Origin of the sequence: Rhodococcus sp. 05-2254-6 (assembly GCF_002258565.1) — a bacterium.
GTDB lineage: Bacteria > Actinomycetota > Actinomycetes > Mycobacteriales > Mycobacteriaceae > Rhodococcoides.
In genome coordinates this window covers 19,373-42,314 of sequence record NZ_NOZF01000145.1, presented here as the reverse complement: position 1 = coordinate 42,314, position 22,942 = coordinate 19,373, and the positions used below count along the sequence as shown (strand labels likewise).

Genomic DNA, 22,942 nt, shown 5'->3' with positions numbered 1-22,942 from the left:
CCCCCAATTCATTCACCCACGTCGAGATCAGGTAATGCCATGACCGCACCCGAACGGGTCAAGTCGCCGAAGATCAGGCGCAGTGTTCGCGAGAAGTGGACCATCGCGATGATGCTCGGCGTTCCCGCGATGATCGTCATCGGACTCGTCTGGATCCCCACGGTCTTCACGGTCATCCTGTCGTTTGCACGGTGGGACGGCATCGGCGGCACGTCGAGTATCGAGTGGATCGGTACCCAGAACTACGTCGACGCGGTCCAGGCGTACCCACCGTTCCAGCAGGCGTTGCAGAACAACGTGCTGTGGCTCGTGTTCCTGTTCCTCGTCCCCACCGTCATCGGCATCCTGCTGGCGATCCTGCTGGACAAGAACCTCAAGGGATCTCGGCTCTACCAGAGCATCTTCTACATCCCCGTGGTGCTGTCGATGGCCCTCATCGGCTTCATCTGGCAGCTCATCTACTCCACCGAGGGCGGCGTCCTCAACAGCCTGCTCGGTACCGACGTCGACTGGCTCGGCGATCCGGACATCAACATCTGGGCCGTCATGGTCGCAGCAGGCTGGCGGCACACCGGCTACATCATGCTGTTGTACTTGGCCGGCCTCAAGGCCATCGACCCGTCCGTCCGCGAGGCCGCGGTGATGGACGGCGCCGGACCGATTCGCACGTTCTTCAGCGTCATCTTCCCGCTGATGAAGAACACCAACCTACTGATCATCGTGATCACCGTCATCGAGGCGCTACGCGCTTTCGACCTGGTGTGGGTGATCAACAAGGGCCGCAACGGACTCGAGCTGATCTCGGCGCTCGTGACGGCCAACGTGGTCGGTGAGGCGAGCCGCATCGGCTTCGGTTCGGCACTGGCCACGATCATACTCGGCATCTCACTCGTCTTCATCGCCCTGTACCTCGCCATCGTTCTTCGGAGCAAAGACTGATGACCACTTCACTCACGCGCACAGCACCTCCCGAGCGCGATCCGCTGACCCGCAATCGCGCGGCCGTCGCCAATCGTCGACGCGCGGGCACCGCGCAGATCGCGATCTACGTGCTGCTGACGGTCATGGCAGTGGCCTGGCTGTTTCCACTGGCGTGGGCGGTGTACAACTCGTTCCGCAGCTACGACTACGTGCTGCTCAACGGCTACCTGTCGGTGGGCGGATTCACGTTGGACAACTACATCGACTCGTGGCAGATCGGCGGCATCCCGCACTACTTCCTCAACTCGCTGATCATCACCGTTCCGTCGGTGCTGCTCATCCTGTTCTTCGGCTCGATGGCGGCGTTCATCCTGGCGCGGTTCAGCTGGAAGTTCAACATCTTCATGTTGGCGGTGTTCATCGCCGGAAACCTGCTACCCCAGCAGACGCTGCTGACCCCACTGTTCCGGCTGTACAACGCAATTCCGGTTCCGTACTGGATGAGTTCCTCGGGCTCGCTGTACGACAGCTACTGGGGCCTGATCATCGTGCACGTCGCATTCCAGACCGGGTTCTGCGTCTTCGTGCTCAGCAACTACATGAAGACCGTGCCCCACGAATTGCTCGAGGCGGCGACCGTCGACGGAGCCGGGCTGTTCCGGCAGTACTGGCAGGTCGTCATGCCGCTGTGCCGGCCCGCACTGGCTGCCCTCGCGACACTCATGGTGACGTGGATCTACAACGACTTCTTCTGGGCTCTGGCCCTGATGGTCAGCGGTGACAAGCTCCCGGTGACGACGGCGCTGCAGAATCTGCAGGGCAGCTTCTTCACCGACACCAATCTACTCGCGGCCGGATCGGTGCTGGTGGCACTGCCTACGGTGTTGGTTTTCATTGCGCTGCAACGACATTTCGTATCCGGTCTGACGATGGGTGCCAACAAGTGAGTTTCACCGTCCTGCGCCGTGACGGAGTCATGGTGATCCTCGGCCCGTCCTCCACCGCAGTTCCGGCCGTGCTGCACTGGGGTACCGATCTCGGTGAACTCTCCGATCACGACCTCACCGAACTGCGCCGAGCCGCAATACCCGCGGTTCCGCATTCGAGTGTCGACGTACCTCGGTGGCTCACCCTGGCACCCGGTGGCGACGACGCCTGGCAGGGCACCCCAGCTCTGGCCATGCATCGCGACGGTTCGGTGCAGTACCCGCGGTGGGCAGACGTGAACGTCTCCGCTACCGAATTCGGTTGCACTGTGGCCGCTTCCGACAGCCAGCTGGGCATCTCGTGGTCGATCGAACTGTCGCTCGAGGTCGGCGGATCACTGCGGGTGCGTCAGGGTGTCCGGAACGTCTCGGGCGAACCCTTGACCGTCGACGGCGTCGTGACCCTGATGCCGTTGCCGGACACGGCAACCGAACTGCTCGACCTCACCGGCCGGCACTGCCGCGAACGCACCCCGCAGCGTCGACGGTTCGATCACGGCACGGTGGCGCGTGCCTCGCGTCGCGGAAGAACCGGGCACGACGCCACCCTGGTACTCACCGCAGGCAGCGAGGGCTTCGGCTTCCGCAGCGGCGAGGTGTGGGGTGCCCATGTCGCCTGGAGCGGCGATCACCTGCACCTGGCCGAGCGTCTGCCCGAGCGTGCCGGTCAGGCCTCGGGCGTGCTGGGCGGCGGTGAGCTGCTCGCCCCCGGCGAGGTGGTGCTGCAGACAGGTCAGACGTACACGACTCCGTGGGTGCATTTCGTGTACTCCTCTGCCGGATTGGACGGTTCGGCGCAGTCGCTGCATCGCTGGATGCGCTCCCGCCCAGCACATCCCACATCCCCGCGGCCTGTGGTGCTGAACGTGTGGGAGGGCGTCTACTTCGATCACGATCTCACCCGGCTGCGCGGCATCGCGGACGTCGCCGCACGAGTGGGCGTTGAGAGATTCGTTCTCGACGACGGCTGGTTCCGCCACCGACGCGACGACCGGGCCGGTCTCGGAGACTGGCAGGTGGACGAGGGCGTCTGGCCCGATGGGCTGGCTCCGCTGTTCGATCACGTCCGAGAGCTCGGCATGAGCCCCGGCCTGTGGTTCGAGCCGGAGATGGTGAACCTGGATTCCGATATCGCTCGGGCGCATCCGGAGTGGCTGCTCGCAGCACCGGGTCGAGTTCCACTCGAGTGGCGTCATCAGCACGTGCTGAATCTGACGCGCCAGGATGTCTTCGACTATCTCCTCTCGGCCATCGATACCGTGTTGGCGACCGAGCGGCCGGACTACGTGAAGTGGGATCACAACCGCGACTTGATGCTCGCGGTCGATACCGAAGGACGCGCTGCTGTGCACGCCCAGACCTCGGCGTTCTATCGGTTACTCGACGCCTTGCGATCCCGACATCCACAGGTCGAGTTCGAGTCCTGCGCATCGGGCGGAGCCCGCATCGACCTCGAGGTCCTCGAACACACCGACCGGGTCTGGGCGTCGGACACCAACGATCCACTCGAACGTCAACGGCTGCAGCGGTGGACGACGCAGTTGCTGCCGCCGGAGTTGATCGGATCCCATGTCGGGCCGCAGATCGCGCACACATCCGGCCGGTGGTCCACTCTCCAATTCCGTTGCTTGACAGCGCTGTTCGGTCACGCCGGGTTGGAGATGGACGTCACGGAACTATCGTCCGAGGATCACGAGTACCTGGCAACCTGGACCACGCTGTACAAGGAACTGCGCGGGCTACTGCACACCGGTGACGTGGTGCGCTCCGACCACCCCGACCCGAGCGTCTGGGTGCACGGAGTCGTGGCAGCGGACTTCTCCGAGGCCGCGTACGCAGTGGTGCGGATGGACACCTCGGCCGAGGACCGCACGGATCGCGTGCGCCTCCCGGGTCTCGATCCCTCCCTCAGGTATCGCATCGAATTCGTACGTGAGCTCAGCGATCTCGGCAACGGCATTGCGCTGCCACCGTGGATCGCAGACTCCGGAGTGATCGAACTCTCGGGATCGGCACTCGCCCGAGCCGGCGTGGCAGTCCCGGTGTTGTTCCCGCAGACCGGTGTGTTGCTACGGGTGCACTCCGTCTGACGCGCGTCGGGTGCCCCGGTCAGTAGTCCTCGTCGCTGTCCGAGGCCGACCGGCCGCGGCCGATCCTCGTCAGGTGCACGCGTCGGGCCAGCCGGATCATCGGCCTGATCAGCAGCTCGATACTCCCGAGAAGAAACAGCCACGTTCCGGCCACAGTGGTGCTTTCGTGGAAGAACAAGATGCTGCCGATGATGAACCACACTGCAATCAGAATGTCGTTGATAATGCTGACGACTTCCCATCGCTGACGGATCACGAGTTCTTCGTGCCCGATGGTCAAGGTCAGGTCGTTCATCGAGTCTCCTCCTGCAGTGGGGTGTTCGGTCCGGTTACCCGAATTCCCCTACTCGAACACCGACCTCTCCCACTCCACCTGTGAGGCCATGTGCAGCAGCTTTGCCCGACGGGTCTCGTTCGTTTCGCCGATTCGGGCTATACGTCCGTAGACGTGAGCACGAAAGTCGTTGTGATCGCTCTGGTTCTGTTCGGCAACGCCGGCGGTGATGCAGTTGTGCAGCAGTGCCCTGAGATTGTCGTACTCTTCTCGGGGCACTGCCGGCCACGAGTTGACGACGAGTCCGGTGAGCTGTTGTCTCTGATGCGCGCGTCGGACCCTGGTCTTGTCCGGATGGATCGTGAAGCCTTCGTCGTGGGCGATCTGGGAGGTCAGCCACAGCAGTCTGTCGATGTCGATATCCGCACCGCCGGAGAACGCCAGGTCGTCTGCGTATCGGCTGTAGCGAGCTCCAACAGATCGGGCCAGTCCACTGGCTCGGATATCGAGTTGTCGCGCAGCGAGATTCGCCAACGCAGGAGACGTGGGCGCACCCTGCGGCAGATGTGTGGCACGAAGTCTCGCTGCGGTGGGACGGTCCATCCCGATCAACTCGCCGGCGGGGGTGACCGTCGTACACAGCGCTGCGAGATTTGCCGCAACCCTCCGTGGGTAGCCGACCGCCTCGAAGATCGCGACCACTCGATCGAAGCCGATGGACGGGAAGAAGCGTCGGAGATCCACCGAGATCACCACGTCGCGTTCGGCGTGGGGCATCGCAAAGGTTCGCGGGCTCCGCGCCTTTCGAAAGCCGTGCGCCGCCGGATGCGCCGGTATTCGGTCGAGGATGCGGCGCAATATCTTTCGCTGGATCTCGCGCAGTCGCGGTTTCGGAACCTCCAGCAGGCGGATTCCCTGCCGCTTGTCGAGTCGCGCAGACCGATAGTGCTGCAACGGGAACGGTGCGGTTCGGAGTCTGCCCTGCAGATCGGCGAACCATTCGATTTCGGAGATCGTCAGGTCGAGGGATCGCGCGAGCTGACCGGTCGTTTCGTAGCGCGGCACCTCGAATCGCCAGGGTTTGCGGCCGGTGCGCACTTGCGGTCGCTGCGAAGACCTCGAAGGCTCCGAGATGAACGGAAGGTCGCGCAACAGAACGAATATCGATGCCTCGTCGAACGGCGGGCTCGGATACAGATTGATGATGCGATCGGCCAACCACGACGCCTTTTCAGGCGTGAGACGCGCAAACGCGACCTCGAGGCCCGATCGCGTCCATTCGGCATCGGCCGCCAATCGAGCCAGTGTCGCAGCGGCCCGTGGGGACAATTCGCGTTCGGTCATGGACGGCTGTCGATCAGGTGAAGCGCTGTGACATGCAACGGCGCGGGGCGACCGAAATCTTTCGTCCTCGGAGCAGTCAAGCACGCGAAGCGTGCCGAGCTGCTTCGGACGCAGTGATCGATTCTCGTGCTGTACCCAGGGGTTGCCCCTGAGAGCGGAGCCCGCGGAGCGACCCAAAACACTGAGACCGGTCCCGCGGACCAACTCTCGCCCGCACGCCGCTGCATACCTCCACCATGCCAAATCGACGCCGGTCTGTCAGCGGGATACGCGACATCTCACCGGCTGTGCGATACCCATGCGGGTATGCTCGAGATTGTCACCCTCGACAACCGAAGGATCGGAACATCATGACCGAATTGGCCATCAGCACGCGAGTGAGCACCACGTTCGAGGACACTGTGGACGCCACTCGAAAAGCGCTGTCCGAACAAGGTTTCGGCATCCTCACCGAAATCGACATGCAGGCCACGTTGAAGTCGAAGATCGACGCCGACATCGAACGCTATGTCATCCTCGGTGCCTGCAATCCGCGATTGGCGAAGGGAGCGATCGATACGGATCGGCAGGTCGGGTTGCTGCTGCCCTGCAACGTAGTCGTCCGAGCCGACGGAGGCAGCACGATCGTGGAGGCGATGAATCCGCAGGTCATGGTCGGATTGTCCGATGCCTCCGGACTTGCCGACGTGGCCGACGAGGCCACTGCGCTGCTGCAGGCGGCAATCATGACGTTGGGCGGCGACAGCGCCGTCGTGTGAACGACCACTCGACCTGACCGCTATACCCCCTTGGGTATAGTGGAGTCAGGTGTTCGAGTGACAGAGGAGAAATCATGTGTAGAGCCGTCACGTGCAAGAAGTGCGGAAAGACGACGTGGGCAGGGTGCGGCCAGCACATCGACCAGGTGATGCGGGGCGTTCCCTCGTCGAATCGATGCAAAGGTCACGATGCCGATCCGCCGTCTCCAGGGTTCCTGTCCCGCATGTTCTCCAGAAAATAGTCCTGCCCACCCCGTTCCATTGCGGGGTGGGCAGAAGATTCTCAGGCGAGGGCGAGAAACAGCTTCTCGAGTTCCGCTTCGCTCATCTTCTCGCCTGTCTCCGCTCCCGTGATGCACTCACGGAGTCCGGTGGCAACGATCTTGAAGCCTGCCCGGTCGAGAGCCTTCGACACCGCGGCCAGCTGGGTGACGACATCCTTGCAGTCACGACCGCTCTCGATCATGGCGATCACCCCTGCAAGCTGACCCTGCGCACGCCGCAGACGGTTCAATACCAATGCGATGCTTTCGGTGTCACCGGTCATGTCGTTCAGTCCTTCGTTCGATGAAACTCCAGTTTACCCCTAGGGGTAAGAGTGGTCGTGGTGGCCGAAGCCGTACGGCCTCGGCCACCACCGTGTTGCTCTGGATCGGTGACACTCAGCTGTGCGAGAAGCCGATCTTGGGGAGTACCGCACGCAACCACGCGGGTGACCACCATGCGGCGTGGCCGGTCAAGCGCAACAACACCGGCAGCAGAACCAAGCGGATGAGAATCGCGTCCAGCAATACGGCGACACCCAGAATGATTCCCATCTCCTTGGGTGGCAGTGGTTCGGCGAGCGCGAACGAGAAGAACACCGCGATCATCACCGCTGCCGCCGCGAAGATCACCCGACCCGAATGCGCCATTCCGTCGACCTGAGAACCGTGCGGATCACCGGTGTTCTCGTAGTGTTCCTTGACGCTCGACAGCAGAAACACCGTGTAGTCCATCGCGATTGCGAAGATCATCGCGAAGAAGAACACCGGGCCCCAACCGTTCAGGAATCCCTGCGGCGTGAATCCGAGCAGCGACGAGCCGTGACCGTCCTGGAAGATCAGCTTCGCCACACCGAATGCCGCTCCGGTGGACAGCAGGCTGACCACGGTCCCCAGCAGAGCGATCAGCGGTGCCTGCAGCGCGATCAGCAGCAGCAGGAATCCGAGCACGAGGATCACCGACACCACGATCGGCAGATACTCGTTCAACGCTGTCTGCAGGTCCAGGTTCTCCGCGGGTGCACCGCCGACGATCGCTCCCTCGGGCAGCTCGGCGCGCAAGGCGTCGAGTGTGGTCTCGAGTGCGGGGTCCGACGGGTCCACGTTTGGGATGGCCTGCAGCATGACGAAGTCGGATCCGTCCATGGCGGGCATGGGCGGCGTCACCATCGATACGCCGTCGACGCTCGCTGCGATCTGCGCGGTCTGCTCCGCCTCCGATGTGGGGGCGATGATCTGCAGCATGCCTGGTGCACCTTCGCCCATCTGTGCCTGCACCAGTTCGTAGCCCTGCCGGACCGGAGCGTCCTCGGGCACAACCGAAATGGACGGCATGGCGACCTTCAGACCCAGAGCCGGAATCGACAGCGCCACCAGAATCAACAGCGAGCCGATGGCGAACGGCCACGGATGCTTGTGCAGCAACTGACCCCAGGACGCGAATTTCGGCGAACGGTGCACCTGACGCTTCGCGTACGGGAGGGAGCCGGCATTGACCTTGGCTCCGAGCTTGCCCAGAACTGCGGGGAGCAGTGTGAGGGTGGCCGCGAGCACGAACACCACCGCGAGCATGATGCCCACGGCCATCGTGCGTACCGCAGGTGCCGGTACGAGAAGCACGGCAGACAAGCTGATCAGCACGGTCAGACCGGACAGCAACACGGCTTTGCCTGCCGTGTCCATGGTTTCTGCCACTGCACGCTGCGGGTCGATCCGTCCGGCGTCGATGGTCTTTCGGAGCGCATCCCGGAATCGAACGACGAGGAAGAGCGCGTAGTCGATACCGAGCGCCAGCGCGAACATCATCGCAAAGTTCATGGCCCACACCGAGATCGGCGTGATCTCGTTCAGCAGAACCAAGCCACCCGCGGATGCGACCAGACCGGCCAGCGTCAACAGCAGGGGCAGACCTGCCGCGACGAGCGATCCGAACGCAAGCACCATGATCGCCAAAGTGACGGGCCAGGAGATGATCTCGGCCTTGATCATCGCGTCGTGGTTGGCCTTGTTGAAGTCACTCCACAGCGCCGATGCTCCGGTCGGGTAGACCTCGATCGAGTCCGTGGAGGCTGCGGTCAAGTCACCCTTGAGATCGTCGACGGCCTTCACCATCTCGTCGGTCGTCCCGTTCGCTCCACCGATGAGGATTCCGGTGTGCCCGTCGGGACTGATCGACATCCCCGGTTGCGGGGGGATCACCTCGGAAATCCGCGAGTCAGCGGCCAGAATGTCGGTGACCTCGGAAATGACTGCCGCGACAGCGGGATCCGTCACCTGCTCGGTGTCCGAGTGCACGACCACCTGTATCGCGGCAGAAGAGTTCCCGCCGAAGTGCTCCTGTGCGAGTTCGCGAACCTGGACCGACTCCGATCCGTTGGATTGCCAACCGGCACCGGCGAGAGAGCCGAACACCGACGGGGCAAACGCTCCCAATCCGATGATGACCACGAGCCACGCGGTGACCACCCACTTGAAATTGCCTGCCATGCGCGCGCCGAAGCGCGCCAACGGCCCCCCGGTGATCCCTGGCGGCGAGCTGTCTGCAGAACTCTCGTCGGTTCGAACGTCCGTAGAACTCACTGTGTGTCCTTAAAGGTCGGGGGCGGTGTCCGAACGGTAGCACGGTACCCCCGGGGGTATCAATGACACCTGAACTTGTACCCCCTAGGGTATACATCAACAACCCCGTTCACTCAGAGAATCGAGCATCTCCTCATGTCATGTGCTGCAGGATCCGTCCGCCCGAGTATCGATCGCGCAGTACCGGCATTGGCAGGCACCGTGGTGCTCGCGAGCCTCGCGCTCACCCGACTACACGACCGTCGATGGCAAGCACTGACGGCGTTCGTCGGCGGAAACCTCGTGTTCTACTCGGCAGTGGGATGGTGTCCGGCGAGTCTTGTGATGCGACGATTGGGCATGGAGCAATCGACACCGTGCGCGAAGCCATGAATCGACGACATGACAGGTGGCAGCGATACTGGGACAAACAGTCGGTCCACTACGACAAGCACATGAACTTTCTCGACCGCGTTCTGTTTCGAGACACCCGATCCTGGATCTGCTCTCGAGCCACCGGCGAAGTGCTCGAGATCGCGGTGGGAACCGGCCTCAACCTCGATCACTACCCGGAGCGGACGGCCTTGACCGGGATCGAACTGAGCCCGGACATGCTGGCGCGCGGTCGAACTCGTGCAGAGTCGGTGATGCCCGATGCCAATCTGATGCTCGGCAATGCGCATGGACTGGAGTTCCCCGACGCATCGTTCGAGACCGTCGTCTGCACCTTCTCCCTGTGCGCGATCCCCTCACCCGACGTCGCTCTCGCGGAGATGACACGAGTGCTGCGGCCCGGCGGAACCCTTCTGCTGGCCGACCACGTACCCTCGTCCTTGCGGGTCGTTCGATGGCTCCAGCGCCTGGTCGAACTGGTGAGCATCCCCGTGGGCGGTGAGCATTTCCTGCGACGCCCCTCTCTCGCACTTGTCGGCGACGACACCTTCGCCGTCGAGGACATCGAAAGATTCAATCCGGGACTCGTGGAGCGTCTGCAAGCGCGAAAGCGACTGTGACACAGCCCGACACAGGGTAGTCACACTGCTGATGACGTTCCCGACCGCGTTCGAAGTCCCCGGCGGGTTACCGCTACTGTCGCCGCCGAGGCGAGAGCAAAGCACCCCGCGATCACCCCCAGCACCGTCGACCACTCGATCTGTAGACCCACCTGGGTTTCCGTCACCCGAGACAGACCGGCCGCCATTGCCAGCAGCGGCGGTACGGTGACGATCAGACCGAGGGCGGAACCGATCAGAACGACCACAGCAGTCTCGCCGACGGCCATCGACATCAGCTGCCGGTCGGTGCCCCCGGACATCTTCAGGACAGCGGTGTCCAGCCTGCGCCGATACGCCGACATCGCCATGCTGTTCGCAACCGCAAGCCCGCTGTAGCCGACAGCCATGATGATGAGAACGGCTGCAAGCCAATTGGTCAGCCGCGCGTCCACCCTGTAGTCCTGCAGAGCGAAACTGTATGCATCCTCGACCCTGGCACCGACGGTCAAGTGCGTCGGTGCCCTGTCCTGCGGGACGAAGACGGTATCGGTCAAAGCCGACGGGTCGTGCTCGCGGACCAGATCTCGGGGCAGCACGAACGGTCCACGAGCGGGATCGAGCGGAAGCACCTGCCACACCACCACGCTCTCGGATTTCCCATCTGCGAATGTCACCGACATCGTCTCGCCGCTCTGCGCACCGAGCAGGCCCGCGGTTGCCTCGTCCAACACTGCCCGACCCGGTGCCGCGTACCGCTCGTCGAGGCTGCCCACGGCGTCGACGACGGTCACCCCGCCGTGCTCGCCGGGCACGAACACACGGGTAGGCAGTCCGGCGCGCGTTCCGACCGGTCCGGCGCCCGTTTCGGCGACCACCTGATCACTCAGGCCCGCGGTTCCGTCGGGTGTCACGAGCGCAAGACCTCGTAATTGCTCGGTCTGCTGGGCCGGATACGCCACGGCCATCGTCTGGACGATTCCGCTCAACAGCACCGCGAAGCCGACGGCAGCGATGACGGGAGCAGCCGTAGCGGCCGCGCGCCTGGTCCCCGTGGTCAGTTCGGCTCCGACGAGCATCGCTGCGGCCGAGGGAAACCGGCTCGCGAGCGGCGCAGTGACCGTCCAGGAAATCGGACCGATCACCACCGGTGCGAGCAATGCGGCCGCCAGGATCAGCAACATGGCTGCACCGACGGCAATGTTGACTCTGCTGTCCGTTGCCGCTGTGGTTGTCAGCACCGTCGCGCCCGAACCTCCGGCGAGCGCGACAAGCGCAGCGGTCCAACGCAGTGGAGTCATCGGCCGTCGTTCCACGGCAGCGGCGAGCAGCGCCTCCATCGGAGCAACTCTGGTGGCCGATCCAGCCGCCGCCCACGCGCCGATCACCGCCACGAAGATTCCGATCCCCACAGCTAACGTCAACGGCCACGCCGAGATCTGAATCCGAAAGTCGGGTGGCTGGACGTCGAGATTCAGCAGCAGTGCCCGCAGCGCAGGTGCCGCGGCCACGCCGAGGGCCGCACCGACGAGGCCACCGATGAGCCCGATCGCTGCAGCCTCACCGAGCACCATGCGTCGAACTTGGCCCGTTGCAGCACCGACGGTGCGAAGCAATCCGATCTCCCGTCGGCGTTCGGCCGTGGCGAGGGAGAAAGTCGAACCGACGACGAAGACCGTCGTGAACAGGCCGATCGTGGACATTGCGACGATCAGCTGATTGCCCAGATTTCGCCGGTGAGAGACGAACTCCGGTTCCAGTGCTGCTCGATCGATCCCGGTGACAACGCGTCCGCGGTCACCTAGCCGTTCTTCGGCCGTCGTCTCCAGGTCGTCGATCCGCACGTCCGACGCCGCCACGATGCCGATCGCACGCACACCGGGGTCGAGCTGTTCGGCACGATCGTCTGTGAAGTAGATGCCCGGCCCGTCCATTGTTCCCGACACCGTGAAACTCTTCAGTCCCGCAGCGAGATTGACCGTTACCGATTCGCCGGCAGTCGGGCCCAACGAACTCGGGACGACAACCTGGTCTGGATTTGCCGGCGCTACACCGGCTGTCAGTCGATAGGGCGACAACAGCGCACTCGACCAACCGTGTCCGGCATCCTGCGCTCCCTCGTCCTCGATCGGCACACCGTCGATGAACGGCTGGGCGTAGAACGACCGATCGGTGACGACGGCCTCCGCACCGGGCACTCCCCCGAGATCGGCGGCAATCTGGCGGGCTCCGTCCGCGCTCCACGGGATGAGGTCCGACTCGTTGCCGAACTCGTTGTCGGCCTGCGCCGGCAGTACGAGTACGTCCGCGCCCTCCAATCGTGGTTGCACCACCGGCCGGGATGAGTCGTAAACGATGAGTGTCGCGCTGATCACGGCGACTCCGAACGTGGTGGCCAGCAGCGCGGCCAGAAAGCTTCGCCAATGCGTGCGTAGATTTGCCGCCGCAAGCATCATGATTCCAGTCCGGCCATCCGTGCCGCGATCACGGCCGAGTTGTCCGGCCGTCCGCGTTCGACCTCCATCGAGTCGACGATGCGGCCGTCGTCGAGAAAGATCGCTGCGTCGGCGTAGGAGGCCGCATGCGGGTCGTGAGTGACCATCAACGCGGTCTGCTCGTGATCGTCGACAAGGTTACGCATCAGCGCAAGAACGTCTTTGGACGACCGGGAGTCCAATGCACCGGTCGGTTCATCGGCGAACAGGACGTCCGGCCGGGTGATCAGCGCACGCGCCAACGCAACGCGTTGCTGCTGACCACCCGATAGTTCGGCAGGGCGATGCAACGCGCGATCCTCGAGTCCCACCGCTTCCAGCGCTGCCGCCACCTCGCGTGCCGGGACACGCCGACCGGCGAATCTCGCTGGTAACTCGACATTCTGCGCCGCGGTCAACGAACCCACGAGATTGAACGCCTGAAAAACGAATCCCACGTGGCGTCGACGCAATTGCGTCCGGGCATTCTCGTTCAGCTCGCCGATGTCGGTACCGGCAATCGTGACGGTGCCGCTGGTCGGGCGGTCGAGGCCTGCTGCGCAGTGCAACAGCGTCGACTTACCCGAGCCGGACGGGCCCATGATCGCGGTGAAAGTACCCCGCGCAAATTCCATCGTTATCCCGTCGAGAGCGGTAACGGCGCGATCGTTCGCGCCGTGCACCTTTCGCACTTCGTCGAGCCGGACCGCAGGCTCCTTCTGCCGAATCATGAACTGATCGAACCTGTTTCAGCAGCCTCGCACAGTGACGCACGCACTACACAATATTCGGGGGTCAGCCCTACTATCTGCGCAGCGGAGACGCACCTACGATGGCGGCCCATCGGGTGATAGCGCTCGAGTACCGCCGATCTACGCCCCTCGTGGGAATCCTCACCCCCTGAACGCGGTGTGAATTCCGACGAGGGGCGTGAATTCGAATGTCTCGGGAACCGGACGAGGCGGAACTGCGTCCAAGAACATAGGTGTTCTCGAGGAATGGACGACAGCGATGCACAGGGCACGTCGATGGCTCCCGGCAATGGCGATACTTCTGCTGCTCACGGGCTGTGCAAGCGCTACAGGGGACGACGCGACTCCGACCGCGGCCAGCACTACCATCGCAGCACCCACGATGCCATGGGATCCCTGCACCATCCCCGACGAGGCCATCGAGCGAGCGGGATTGAACGCCGAGACAAAGGAATCGGGGATATTCGGACGCGATCAAAATGGATTCAAGATCTGCGGCTGGGAGAACCAGCCGACGGCGAGCAAATACTACTTCTCGATATTCGTGGGTTTGAAAGGTCTCGACTACATAGGCGATGCGACCACCTTCGACCGACTCCAGCCGACTCGAGTGGGAACGCGGGACGCCACCCAGTACCAGCAGTTCGGTGCCGATGCATCCCTGAATTGCGCCCTTGCCTTCACGGTTGGAGCCGAATTGATCATGACGACGCTGAACACGAGCGCACTGGCCGATTCCCTGCAGTACGACCCATGCACAGAACTCAGTGAACTCGTAGTCCGGCTCGATCCCGAGCTCCCGGGCTAGAAGTGTCGAAATGAAGGATGCCGAAACCGTGACCGATTCACAGCCGGACCTGATTGCGTACTGGCGAGATCTCAATGCCCAAGCCGACGACGGCACTGTCACCATTCCCGCCGACGTTGCCGCGAAATGCGATGCGGCCTGTGCCGCCTACCTTGCGCACCTCGACAAAATGAAAATTGACGCGACGAAGCTGAGCATGACGACATCCTGGGGCGACCTCAAGTCCGCTCAGGATCTGCAGGCGAAGTTTCTCAGCCTGGCCACCGGCACAGATCGCTCTCTCGACATCATTCTTCAGCAGCACATCGACGTCATCGAATCGATGCGGATGCTTTTCCGTCGCTACTTCCAGGAGACGTCCGACACCGATGAGCGAACGTCGGCGAACATCACTGCGCTGACTCCGGAGAACTGATCGACCACAACGCGAAAGGGGTGGCCCCAACCGGACCTGACGGTTCACCATCGACATCGATGCGCGGGAAGTCGCCGATCAGATGCGATAGTGAACGCTCAGGTGCGGGCTGATCAGCCTCCGTGTGCCTCGACGGCCACGGGCTGCCATTCGCGCCAGCTCGCGAGCCTCGACTCGTAGTCCTTCGTCGCGATCTTCAGCGGAGCCTCGCCGAAAAAGACTCGCAACGGCGGCTTCTCGGCGTCGACGACCTTCAGCAGAGCCGACCGCGTTGCAGTCGGATCACCGGGAGTCGCCTGCCTGGCGCTGCGCAGCTTCGTGGCCTTGTCGCGAATCGGGTCGTATGCGGCGATGTCGGTGGACTTCTTCGCAGACGGGCCGGACCAGTCGGTGGAGAATCCGCCCGGCTCGATCAGCGTGACGTGAATGCCGAAGTCTTCGACCTCCTGCGCCAGTGCCTGGCTGAATCCTTCCAGGGCCCATTTGGAGGCGTGGTACGCACCGACGTTCGGGAACGCGGAAATGCCGCCGATGGACGACACCTGCAGAATGTGGCCGCTGCCCTGCGCACGCATGAACGGCAGTGCGGCCTGGGTCACCCACAGCGCACCGAAGACGTTGGTCTCGATCTGCGCGCGGGCGTCCTCTTCGGACAGTTCCTCGATCATGCCGAACTGGCCGTAGCCGGCGTTGTTGATCACGATGTCGAGTGAGCCGAACGTCTCGTGAGCCTGCTGCACGGCCGCGAAGTCGGCCGCCCGGTCGTTCACGTCGAGTTCGATCGGCAGAATCGCGTCCCCGTACTGCTCGACGAGATCCTTCAGCGTGTCGGTGTTGCGAGCCGTTGCTGCCACCCGGTCTCCGCGTTCGAGGGCCGCGATGGCCCACTCGCGTCCGAATCCCTTGGATGTGCCGGTGATGAACCACGTCTTCGGTGCCATGAATCCTGTCCCTCTCCATGTGCGGACAAAAGTAGGGACGACGTCCGCTGCAAACGCCTCTCGGCGAGTGGTCGCTCGAAGCGACAAATGGGGTGAGGCCCGGGGCTTGCCAAGCGAACGCCGTCGAAAGAGTCCAACGAGGCATGCCCGCCGACTATTCCCCCTACGTCAGCTGTGTTCGGTGATCATCACTGCCATGGTGTTCGGCTCCAGGGCCTCGAAGATGTGCGGCACGTCGCCGGGGTAGGCAACGTAGTCGCCCGGCACCAGTTCGACGGCCTCCCCCATCGGGCCCACCATCGCCCGTCCCGCGCTGAGCACCACATGCTCGACGACATTCGGCGAGTGTGGGTCCGAGCGCCTCGGTTCACCGACGTCGGCGCTGATCAGGTAGATGTCCCGTCGAGCGTTCGGTGGAGACGACGCCAGCAGCGTCGCCGTGTAGTCCGCTCTGTCCGACGCGAATCTCGGACCCTCCCCCGCACGAATCAGGCGGACCGATTGCTTCGCGGGCTCGACCAACCTGGAGAACGGCACGTCCAGGGTGACGCTGAGCGCCCAGAGAGTTTCGAGGCTCGGGTTCCCGGTACCCGATTCGAGCTGCGACAGAGTCGATTTCGCAATCCCTGCACGACGCGCAACTTCTGCGAGCGAAAGCCCCACGCGTCGTCGTTCCTGCTGGAGAGCGGCAGCTATTGCCGCGATCGGTGGACCGGTATCCGCCATTCGTTCACTCCATCGGTACGTTCGTTTGATTTGACGAACAGCCTAACATCGTCCACTATAACGACCATGCGTTCGACATGGCGAACCCTTCCCGGGGTCAACATCCGCGACATCGCGTTGGTCTGCCTGGCCGACGCTCTGGTCGGGGCATCGTTCGGTGCCATCTCGGTGGCAGCGGGTCTGCCCCTTTGGCTGCCGGTCGTGATGTCACTGGTGGTCTTCGCCGGGTCGTCCCAGTTCATCTTCGTCGGCATTCTGGCGGCAGGCGGCAATCCCGTTGCCGCCGTCGCCAGCGCGTTGCTCGCCAACACTCGACTGGTGCCGCTCGGCTTCTCCGTCGGCGAGGTCTTTCAGAACCTGTCGCCGGTCAAGCGACTGCTCGGCACCCACCTCATCACCGACGAGGCAGTCGCCTTCAGCGTTGCCGAGAAGGACGAGGGCAGCCGTCGAACAGCGTTCTGGCTGTGCGGGATCGGACTGTTCGTCACCTGGAACATCGGCGTCGTCATCGGCACGCTCGGCGGCGGTGCGATCACCGATACCGCCGCACTCGGTCTCGATGCCGCATTCCCGGCGATCCTGCTGGGACTGATCATGCCCGCGCTCCGAGACCGGGCCACCCGCAACGCAGCCCTCGTCGGAGCATGCATTGCGCTCGTCGCCTCGATGTTTCTGCCCAGCGGACTACCCGTGCTCTTGGCACTGGTCGCCGTCGTACCGGTCATGCTCTCCAATACTCCTGTTGCACAGAAGGAATCCGCATGAACCTCACGATTCCCCTGCTCGCACTGGTCATCGGCACCTACGCGCTCCGCATCGCCGGTCCGGCACTGAGAACCCGAGTCGCCATCTCACCCCGGATCGACAAGGCGATGACCACTGCCGTCGCCGTCATCTTCGTGGCACTGGTCGCCACATCGACCCTCCTCGTGGGCAAGGACTTCGCCGGATTCGCGTTGCCCGCAGGAGTCGCCGTTGCCGCCGTACTTGCCTGGCGACGAGCGCCGTTCGTCGTCATCGTTCTCGCCGCGGCTGCCACCACTGCGGGACTTCGATGGGTCGGCGTCAGCTGAGTCTGCAAGACTGGGGTGGTGTCCGAGTCCCCTGTCCAGTCCGTCGACCGTGCGATCGAGGTGCTCGAATACCTGGCCGACCACGGCGAATCCGGGGTTCAAGACGTTGCGGCGCACCTCGAGGTCCACAAGTCCACGGCCTTTCGCCTGCTCAGCGCACTGGAATTTCGCCGACTCGTCGAGCAACCGGGTGAACGCGGCAAGTATCGCCTGGGCATCGGCCTGATCCGCCTCGCCACATCCGTATCCGCTCAACTCGACATCACCCGCATAGCCCGACCGATCCTGCAGGAACTCGCAGACACCATCGGCGAGACCGTCAACATCGCTGTGCCCGACGGAAACGTCACGGTCAACATCGATCAGGTGCGGGGCGGCTCGTCGATCATCAGTCACAACTGGCTCGGCGAAAGGTCGGCTCTGCACGCGACGTCGAGCGGGAAAGCCCTGATGGCGTACGACGACTCGCTCCTCAAAGCCGGCGTCGACGGTCATCTCGAACTGTTCACCGCGAACACCATCACCACCAAGGCCGATCTGCTCGACGAGATCGAGACGGTCCGTGCCACCGGAATCGCCTACGCCCGTGAAGAGTTGGAGATCGGACTCAACGCGACAGCAGCCACCATCATCAGCTATGACGGTTCCGCGGTAGGTGCGATCACCGTCTCGGGTCCCGCCTATCGACTGGACGAGGACCGCCTCTCGGCGGCAGGGGTATCCGTTCTCGCTGCTGCGCAGCGCGTTTCGAAGCTATTGGGCTGGTCCGGACACGCGTGATCCGACCCAGTCGTGGAACACCCTGATGTGATGCTCGGCCGGCACCAGCACGCCTCCGTCGCGATACATCCGTGACGACATCGCCGGCTGACACCGCTCGCACGCCTCGAAATCCTGCTCGTTGACGCGATGGAACAGCTCCACCGACTTGTCCATCGTCGCCGCACTGTGCGGATCTGCCACCACCGCAGGGGCATAGAGCCAATCGCATTCGACGACCGTCCGATCCGCAGACATCGGGAACATCCGATGGATGATGACGTGATCGGGAACCAGGTTGACGAACACCGTCGGCCTGATCGTGATCGCGTAGTACCGTCGATCACGGTCCTCGCTCACACCGTCGAGGGCGTCGAACCCATGGGAGCCGTCGACCGTGAAACCGGCTATGTCGCTGCCGAACTCGGCACCGTGGCCCACGTACGTCTGCGCTGCCATGCCATCGGCGAACTCCGGAAGCACCTCGGTGAGCTCGGGGTGAATCGTTGCGCAGTGATAGCACTCCATGAAGTTCTCGACGATGAGCTTCCAGTTGGCCTTGACGTCGTAGACGATCCGACGCCCCAGGGCGAGCGAGTCCATGTCGTACGAGTCGATGGCACCCACACCGCCGAGCCGTTCGCGAACATCACCCTGCACCGTGTCCTCGAACGACGGCACATCCTCGGCCACGCACACCCAGACGTACCCGAGCCATTCCCGAACGTGCACCTTTCGCAGCCCGTACTCCACCCGGTCGATCATCGGCATGTCGATCAGGTTCGGAGCTGCGATCAGTTTCCCGTCGAGGTCGTACGTCCATGCGTGATAGGGGCATTGGAAGTTTCGACGCACCGTTCCCGACTCCTCGGTGCACAGTGTCGCGCCGCGATGACGGCAGATGTTGAAGAACGCGGTCACACCGCCCTTTCGATTGCGACTGATCAGAACCGACTCTCGCCCGATTTGAACCGTCCGGAAGTTGCCCGGCTCGACGATGTCGTCCGACCTGATGGCACAGAACCACATCTGCTCGAATATCCGATCCTGCTCGCGGACGAAATATGCCGGATCGACGTAGGTGTCACCTCCCAACGTGGGAAGTAAGGTCGGCTCGGGATCCAACTCCGGCTCCAGCATCGTCATGCCGACACCACCTGGTCGGCAATCGATCGGGCGGGATCGAACAGCGCGATCGGGTGCTTCGTCTCGCCGTCGATCGCGAGGTCCGCGAGGACTTCTCCGATCACCGGAACGAACTTGAAGCCGTGCCCCGAGAACCCGCACGCCACCGTCACATTCGCGTGGTCCGGGTGCTTGGCGACAACGAAGTGCTCGTCGGGTGTCGTGGTGTACATGCACGTCCTGGCGTCCAGGTGTGGCCCGGACAGCGCCGGAAACGTGGTGACGATGCGCTGCTGCAGTCGTGCGATCTCCTCGGGATGCACTGTGCGATCGATGGTGTCGGGATCGCACGGCGTTCCGGCGCGGAAGAACGAGATCTTCACGCCGCCGCCCTCCCCGTCGATGGCCGGAAAGCCGTAGATCTGATCCGGCCCGTCGCCACAGATGTAGACCGGGTGGTGCGAACTGTCGAACGGTGCTTCACCGGACTCCGGGGTGATCCAGTGCATCACCTGCCGTTCGACCACCATCGGTACGCCGATCTCGGCCAGCAGCTTCGGTGCCCACGCTCCCGGTGAGATGACCAGTGCACCAGCGGTGTACGTGCCGGCGACCGTCGTGACGGTCACCGAGGAGTCGGTGGATTCCCAACCGAGCACCTTCTCGTCGTATCGCAGTTCGGCACCCGCAGCCTCGGCCAGATCGAGATGCGCGGCGACCGTCGTCTCCGGTCGCGCGATTCCCGCCTTCTCCTCGAAGAGGGCGAACTCGTCGGGCTGCAGCCGTACCGTCGGGAAGCGCCGCTGCGCCTCGGTGGGGTCGAGAACATCGTGCTTCAGACCCCACTTCTCCGAGGCACGCAGGCTACCGCCGAACGTGAGCCCGTCCGGCCTTCCCACATAGAGGCCTCCGGTTTCGGTGAACACGTCCCGTCCACTGTCCGAGGCGAGGTCGTGCCACAGTTCGTACGCGCGCAGGAGCAACGGTACGTAGGCCGGGTCCTCGAAGTACGACTGCCGGTAGATGCGGGAGCCACCGTGACTCGATCCCAGCGCATGCGCGGGACCGAACTGGTCGATACCCAGCACCCGCTGTCCGCGTCGGGCGAGGTGACAGGCGGCGGCGCTGCCCATGCCGCCGATACCGAGGACGATCACGTCATAGGTCATATCAACACCTGATCTTGTTCATATCGGGATCCACCAGCGGTTCGGCCATGACCGTCGCGGGTAGTAGGTCACGGAAGTACTGCACTGCAACGTGATCGCCGGGTTGCAGCCCTGCCGGTAGCCAGGCGTAGGCCACCGTCTTGCCGATCGTGTAGCCGTAGGCGGCACTGGTGACGTAGCCAGCCACGGTACCGTCGATCAAGACCGGTTCCTTGCCCATCACCACGTGCGACGGGTCGTCCAACGTCAGGCAGGTCAACACCGGACCGCCGCGTTCTTCCTGCAGTGCCGAGGCTCCGATGAAGTCGCCCTTTGCTTTTCGCACCGCAAACCCGAGCCCCGCCTGATACGGATCGTGTTCGGTCGTCATGTCGGTACCCCACGACCGGTAGCCCTTCTCGAGCCGGAGGCTGTTGAACGCACTCCGTCCCGCGGCCACGACGCCGTGCGCCTGCCCGGCCTCCCACAGCGTGTCCCACAGGCGCAGTGCGGTATCGGCGTCGGTGTAGAGCTCCCAGCCGAGCTCGCCCACATAGGACAGTCGCAGCGCCAGGACGTCGACTCCGCCCACAGCGATCGCTCTGCCGTTGAAATACTTCAGACCCGAATGCGAGATGTCGGCCGAGGTGAGGGGTGCCAGCACCTCTCGGGCCAGCGGCCCCCACAGTCCGATACAGGCTGTCGCACCGGTGATATCGCGAACGTAGGCATCGCTCCCGGCATGGCGGAGCATCCAGTCCTCGTCGAGCGGGCCGTTCACTCCCACCTGGAAACGATCCACGGCCACCCGCGCCACCGTCACGTCGCTCCGGATTCCGCCGGTCGCGTCGAGCATCAGGGCATAGGTGACGCTGCCGACCTTCTTGTCCAGCTGGTTGGTCGTCAACTTCTGCAGCAGCGCGAGTGCACCGGGTCCGCCGACCTCGAGGCGTCGTAGCGGCGTCATGTCGTACATCGCGACGGCTTCACGAGTGCGCCAGGCCTCGACAGCGCTGACCGGCGACCAGAACTGCGCCGACCACGGCTCGCGCTTGGGTGCCTGCCACTGCTCCGGAAGTTGTTCGAGCAGAACACTGTTCGATTCGTACCAGTGCGGCCGCTCCCAGCCGGCACCGTCGAGAAACATCGCGCCGAGTTCCTGCTGGCGGCCGTAGAACGGACTCACTCGCAGTGGTCGTGGTTCCACCTTCGGCTGAAGCGGGTGAATGATGTCGTAGACCTCGACGAAGTTCTGCGCGCTCGTCCGCGCGACGTTGGACGGCACCAGGTCGGTCTTCTCGAATCGGTACAGATCGCACTCGTGCATGTCGATCTCGCTATGGCCGGTGATCATCTGCTCGGCAAGCGATTTCGCCACGCCGGCAGAATGCGTCACCCAGATCGCCTCGGATACCCACAGTCCCTGGACATCTCGAGATTCGCCGACGATCGGCGCTCCATCCGGGGTGAAGGAGAAGATGCCGTTGAACGCGTGTTCTACCTTCGCTCCTCCGAGCGTGGGAATCAGCTCGGTACTGCGCTGCCAGGCGTCGGCGAAATCGGCCTCGGTGAAGGGCATCGACGACGGCATGTTCTCGGCGGTCACGTTCTCGCTCGATCCGAGGTCGCGCGAATCGACGGGCATCGGCCGATGGTGGTACGAGCCGATGCCGAGATGGTCGCCGTGCTCGCGGTAGTACAACCGCTCGTCCTGATGCCGGAGGATGGGCAGCGTGGCCTCGGTTCCGGCTCGACGCGAGGGCAGGTCCAGTGCCGTGGTGTGTGCGTACTGATGCGCCAGCGGCTGCAGGGGTACCTGCATGCCGAGGAGGTCACCGAGCTCCGGCCCCCAGAACCCGGCACAGCAGACCACGATGTCGGCCTCGAACGTGTGCTCGCCCGCACGCACGGCCGTGACTCGGCCGTTGCTCTGGTCTATCGACGTGACCTCCATGCCGCCGATCAAGCGCGCGCCGAGGGCGGTGGCTCGCTCGGCCTGCGTCGCGCTGGCCTTCACGGCCTTGGCCAGCCCGTCGTCGGGGGTGTGCAGGCCGGCGAGTATGCGGCTGCGATCGAGCAGGGGGTAGAGCTCGAGGCATCGCTCGGCGTCCACCACTTCCGACGTCAGTCCCCAGGACGACGCGAAGCCGTGGCGTCGATGCAGCTCGTCGACGCGCTCCGGCGTCGTGGCCACTTCCAGTCCGCCGACGTCGAGGAAGCAGCCGAGCTCCTTGAACTTCGACGCCGTGTAGGCCGCGAATCGCGACATCGATCGGGAGGAGTTGGTGGCGAACACCAGGCCCGGCGCATGCGAGGTGGAACCGCCGGTGAACGGGAGCGGGCCCTTGTCCAGGACTGTCACGTCGGTCCAGCCGCGCGCGGTGAGTTCGTCGGCGAGGCTGCAGCCGACGATTCCGGCACCGACGATCACAACCCTCGGGATGCTCGAGGACATGACACGCTCCTAGGGGGTGTACGTCGAGTTGATTTAGTTGCACAATACGAACTGCACTTCGTATAGCGCAACAGATTCA

At 63.7% G+C, this 22,942-nt stretch carries 22 protein-coding genes; 11 read left to right on the top strand and 11 right to left on the bottom strand.

Annotated features, from left to right (window positions below):
• The first annotated feature begins 39 nt into the window (after nt 1-39).
• The 3 genes from CH256_RS19975 to CH256_RS19965 are packed head-to-tail and all read left to right on the top strand — an operon-like array spanning nt 40 to nt 3,997.
• A complete protein-coding gene (locus CH256_RS19975; protein WP_094670409.1) occupies nt 40-939 on the top strand; it encodes a carbohydrate ABC transporter permease in 900 nt (299 codons plus the stop codon).
• Complete coding sequence (locus tag CH256_RS19970; protein WP_082898537.1) at nt 939-1,868, top strand: carbohydrate ABC transporter permease; 930 nt, start codon at nt 939-941, stop codon at nt 1,866-1,868. Before CH256_RS19975 ends, CH256_RS19970 begins: the two co-directional genes overlap by 1 nt.
• Nucleotides 1,865-3,997 (top strand): alpha-galactosidase, encoded by a 2,133-nt coding sequence (locus tag CH256_RS19965; protein ID WP_256989492.1) that lies wholly within the window; start codon nt 1,865-1,867, stop codon nt 3,995-3,997. Before CH256_RS19970 ends, CH256_RS19965 begins: the two co-directional genes overlap by 4 nt.
• Nucleotides 3,998-4,016: 19 nt before the next feature.
• Here CH256_RS19965 and CH256_RS19960 read toward each other — a convergent pair whose 3' ends face one another.
• A complete protein-coding gene (locus CH256_RS19960; RefSeq protein WP_094638482.1) occupies nt 4,017-4,292 on the bottom strand; it encodes a YrhK family protein in 276 nt (91 codons plus the stop codon).
• 48 nt (nt 4,293-4,340) lie between these two features.
• The gene (locus CH256_RS19955) at nt 4,341-5,615 is read right to left on the bottom strand and encodes a reverse transcriptase family protein (protein WP_094638481.1); all 1,275 of its coding nucleotides are present in this window, start codon (nt 5,613-5,615) and stop codon (nt 4,341-4,343) included.
• A 350-nt stretch (nt 5,616-5,965) separates the two neighbouring features.
• On the opposite strand from CH256_RS19955, the gene CH256_RS19950 reads away from it, so the two are divergent.
• Nucleotides 5,966-6,373: a DUF302 domain-containing protein gene (locus tag CH256_RS19950; protein WP_094638480.1), complete on the top strand. Its 408-nt coding sequence runs from the start codon at nt 5,966-5,968 to the stop codon at nt 6,371-6,373.
• 283 nt (nt 6,374-6,656) lie between these two features.
• On the opposite strand, the gene CH256_RS19940 is transcribed toward CH256_RS19950, so the two are convergent.
• The gene (locus CH256_RS19940; protein WP_011331580.1) at nt 6,657-6,920 is read right to left on the bottom strand and encodes a metal-sensitive transcriptional regulator; all 264 of its coding nucleotides are present in this window, start codon (nt 6,918-6,920) and stop codon (nt 6,657-6,659) included.
• Nucleotides 6,921-7,035: 115 nt separating this feature from the next.
• Nucleotides 7,036-9,216: an MMPL family transporter gene (locus CH256_RS19935; RefSeq protein WP_094670408.1), complete on the bottom strand. Its 2,181-nt coding sequence runs from the start codon at nt 9,214-9,216 to the stop codon at nt 7,036-7,038.
• Nucleotides 9,217-9,351: 135 nt separating this feature from the next.
• Here CH256_RS19935 and CH256_RS19930 point away from each other — a divergent pair, with 135 nt between their 5' ends.
• Complete coding sequence (locus tag CH256_RS19930; RefSeq protein ID WP_068045302.1) at nt 9,352-9,588, top strand: YgaP family membrane protein; 237 nt, start codon at nt 9,352-9,354, stop codon at nt 9,586-9,588.
• Nucleotides 9,585-10,208: a class I SAM-dependent methyltransferase gene (locus CH256_RS19925; protein WP_094670427.1), complete on the top strand. Its 624-nt coding sequence runs from the start codon at nt 9,585-9,587 to the stop codon at nt 10,206-10,208. Before CH256_RS19930 ends, CH256_RS19925 begins: the two co-directional genes overlap by 4 nt.
• A gap of 20 nt (nt 10,209-10,228) precedes the next feature.
• On the opposite strand, the gene CH256_RS19920 is transcribed toward CH256_RS19925, so the two are convergent.
• Entirely contained in the window at nt 10,229-12,640 is a 2,412-nt protein-coding gene (locus CH256_RS19920; protein WP_179272159.1) for an ABC transporter permease, read from the bottom strand.
• Nucleotides 12,640-13,392 (bottom strand): ABC transporter ATP-binding protein, encoded by a 753-nt coding sequence (locus tag CH256_RS19915; RefSeq protein WP_094670407.1) that lies wholly within the window; start codon nt 13,390-13,392, stop codon nt 12,640-12,642. Before CH256_RS19915 ends, CH256_RS19920 begins: the two co-directional genes overlap by 1 nt.
• 199 nt (nt 13,393-13,591) lie before the next feature.
• On the opposite strand from CH256_RS19915, the gene CH256_RS19910 reads away from it, so the two are divergent.
• Both CH256_RS19910 and CH256_RS19905 read left to right on the top strand, forming a co-directional pair.
• The gene (locus CH256_RS19910; RefSeq protein WP_256989491.1) at nt 13,592-14,221 is read left to right on the top strand and encodes a DUF3558 domain-containing protein; all 630 of its coding nucleotides are present in this window, start codon (nt 13,592-13,594) and stop codon (nt 14,219-14,221) included.
• 28 nt (nt 14,222-14,249) lie between these two features.
• Complete coding sequence (locus CH256_RS19905; protein WP_094638563.1) at nt 14,250-14,636, top strand: hypothetical protein; 387 nt, start codon at nt 14,250-14,252, stop codon at nt 14,634-14,636.
• 113 nt (nt 14,637-14,749) lie between these two features.
• On the opposite strand, the gene CH256_RS19900 is transcribed toward CH256_RS19905, so the two are convergent.
• Complete coding sequence (locus CH256_RS19900; RefSeq protein ID WP_094670405.1) at nt 14,750-15,577, bottom strand: SDR family oxidoreductase; 828 nt, start codon at nt 15,575-15,577, stop codon at nt 14,750-14,752.
• Nucleotides 15,578-15,745: 168 nt separating this feature from the next.
• The gene (locus CH256_RS19895) at nt 15,746-16,303 is read right to left on the bottom strand and encodes a helix-turn-helix domain-containing protein (protein ID WP_068045319.1); all 558 of its coding nucleotides are present in this window, start codon (nt 16,301-16,303) and stop codon (nt 15,746-15,748) included.
• A gap of 66 nt (nt 16,304-16,369) precedes the next feature.
• On the opposite strand from CH256_RS19895, the gene CH256_RS19890 reads away from it, so the two are divergent.
• Genes CH256_RS19890 through CH256_RS19880 form a run of 3 tightly spaced genes read left to right on the top strand, consistent with a single transcriptional unit; the run spans nt 16,370 to nt 18,156 of the window.
• Nucleotides 16,370-17,068 (top strand): AzlC family ABC transporter permease, encoded by a 699-nt coding sequence (locus tag CH256_RS19890; protein WP_094638474.1) that lies wholly within the window; start codon nt 16,370-16,372, stop codon nt 17,066-17,068.
• Nucleotides 17,065-17,376: an AzlD domain-containing protein gene (locus CH256_RS19885; protein WP_068282078.1), complete on the top strand. Its 312-nt coding sequence runs from the start codon at nt 17,065-17,067 to the stop codon at nt 17,374-17,376. The genes CH256_RS19890 and CH256_RS19885 overlap by 4 nt, the downstream gene beginning before the upstream one ends.
• An 18-nt stretch (nt 17,377-17,394) precedes the next feature.
• Complete coding sequence (locus tag CH256_RS19880) at nt 17,395-18,156, top strand: IclR family transcriptional regulator (RefSeq protein ID WP_094670425.1); 762 nt, start codon at nt 17,395-17,397, stop codon at nt 18,154-18,156.
• Here the strand turns inward: CH256_RS19880 and CH256_RS19875 are convergent.
• Genes CH256_RS19875 through CH256_RS19865 form a run of 3 tightly spaced genes read right to left on the bottom strand, consistent with a single transcriptional unit; the run spans nt 18,130 to nt 22,863 of the window.
• Entirely contained in the window at nt 18,130-19,281 is a 1,152-nt protein-coding gene (locus CH256_RS19875; protein ID WP_094638473.1) for an aromatic ring-hydroxylating oxygenase subunit alpha, read from the bottom strand. The genes CH256_RS19880 and CH256_RS19875 overlap by 27 nt on opposite strands.
• Nucleotides 19,278-20,429 (bottom strand): N-methyl-L-tryptophan oxidase, encoded by a 1,152-nt coding sequence (gene solA, locus CH256_RS19870; protein ID WP_094638472.1) that lies wholly within the window; start codon nt 20,427-20,429, stop codon nt 19,278-19,280. The genes CH256_RS19875 and solA overlap by 4 nt, the downstream gene beginning before the upstream one ends.
• A 1-nt stretch (nt 20,430) precedes the next feature.
• On the bottom strand, nt 20,431-22,863 hold the full coding sequence (locus CH256_RS19865; protein ID WP_094670404.1) for a GcvT family protein: 2,433 nt from the start codon (nt 22,861-22,863) through the stop codon (nt 20,431-20,433).
• Nucleotides 22,864-22,942 lie beyond the last annotated feature (79 nt).

Bases quoted from the DNA above. Each gene is read 5' to 3' on its own strand.
- CH256_RS19865 (WP_094670404.1), bottom strand. From the start codon at position 22,863: ATGTCCTCGAGCATCCCGAGGGTTGTGATCGTCGGTGCCGGAATCGTC.
- CH256_RS19925 (WP_094670427.1), top strand. From the start codon at position 9,585: ATGAATCGACGACATGACAGGTGGCAGCGATACTGGGACAAACAGTCG.
- CH256_RS19930 (WP_068045302.1), top strand. From the start codon at position 9,352: ATGTCATGTGCTGCAGGATCCGTCCGCCCGAGTATCGATCGCGCAGTA.
- CH256_RS19960 (WP_094638482.1), bottom strand. From the start codon at position 4,292: ATGAACGACCTGACCTTGACCATCGGGCACGAAGAACTCGTGATCCGT.
- CH256_RS19970 (WP_082898537.1), top strand. From the start codon at position 939: ATGACCACTTCACTCACGCGCACAGCACCTCCCGAGCGCGATCCGCTG.
- CH256_RS19950 (WP_094638480.1), top strand. From the start codon at position 5,966: ATGACCGAATTGGCCATCAGCACGCGAGTGAGCACCACGTTCGAGGAC.
- CH256_RS19900 (WP_094670405.1), bottom strand. From the start codon at position 15,577: ATGGCACCGAAGACGTGGTTCATCACCGGCACATCCAAGGGATTCGGA.
- CH256_RS19920 (WP_179272159.1), bottom strand. From the start codon at position 12,640: ATGCTTGCGGCGGCAAATCTACGCACGCATTGGCGAAGCTTTCTGGCC.
- CH256_RS19895 (WP_068045319.1), bottom strand. From the start codon at position 16,303: ATGGCGGATACCGGTCCACCGATCGCGGCAATAGCTGCCGCTCTCCAG.
- CH256_RS19915 (WP_094670407.1), bottom strand. From the start codon at position 13,392: ATGATTCGGCAGAAGGAGCCTGCGGTCCGGCTCGACGAAGTGCGAAAG.
- CH256_RS19875 (WP_094638473.1), bottom strand. From the start codon at position 19,281: ATGACGATGCTGGAGCCGGAGTTGGATCCCGAGCCGACCTTACTTCCC.
- CH256_RS19940 (WP_011331580.1), bottom strand. From the start codon at position 6,920: ATGACCGGTGACACCGAAAGCATCGCATTGGTATTGAACCGTCTGCGG.
- CH256_RS19955 (WP_094638481.1), bottom strand. From the start codon at position 5,615: ATGACCGAACGCGAATTGTCCCCACGGGCCGCTGCGACACTGGCTCGA.
- solA (WP_094638472.1), bottom strand. From the start codon at position 20,429: ATGACCTATGACGTGATCGTCCTCGGTATCGGCGGCATGGGCAGCGCC.
- CH256_RS19975 (WP_094670409.1), top strand. From the start codon at position 40: ATGACCGCACCCGAACGGGTCAAGTCGCCGAAGATCAGGCGCAGTGTT.
- CH256_RS19885 (WP_068282078.1), top strand. From the start codon at position 17,065: ATGAACCTCACGATTCCCCTGCTCGCACTGGTCATCGGCACCTACGCG.
- CH256_RS19890 (WP_094638474.1), top strand. From the start codon at position 16,370: ATGCGTTCGACATGGCGAACCCTTCCCGGGGTCAACATCCGCGACATC.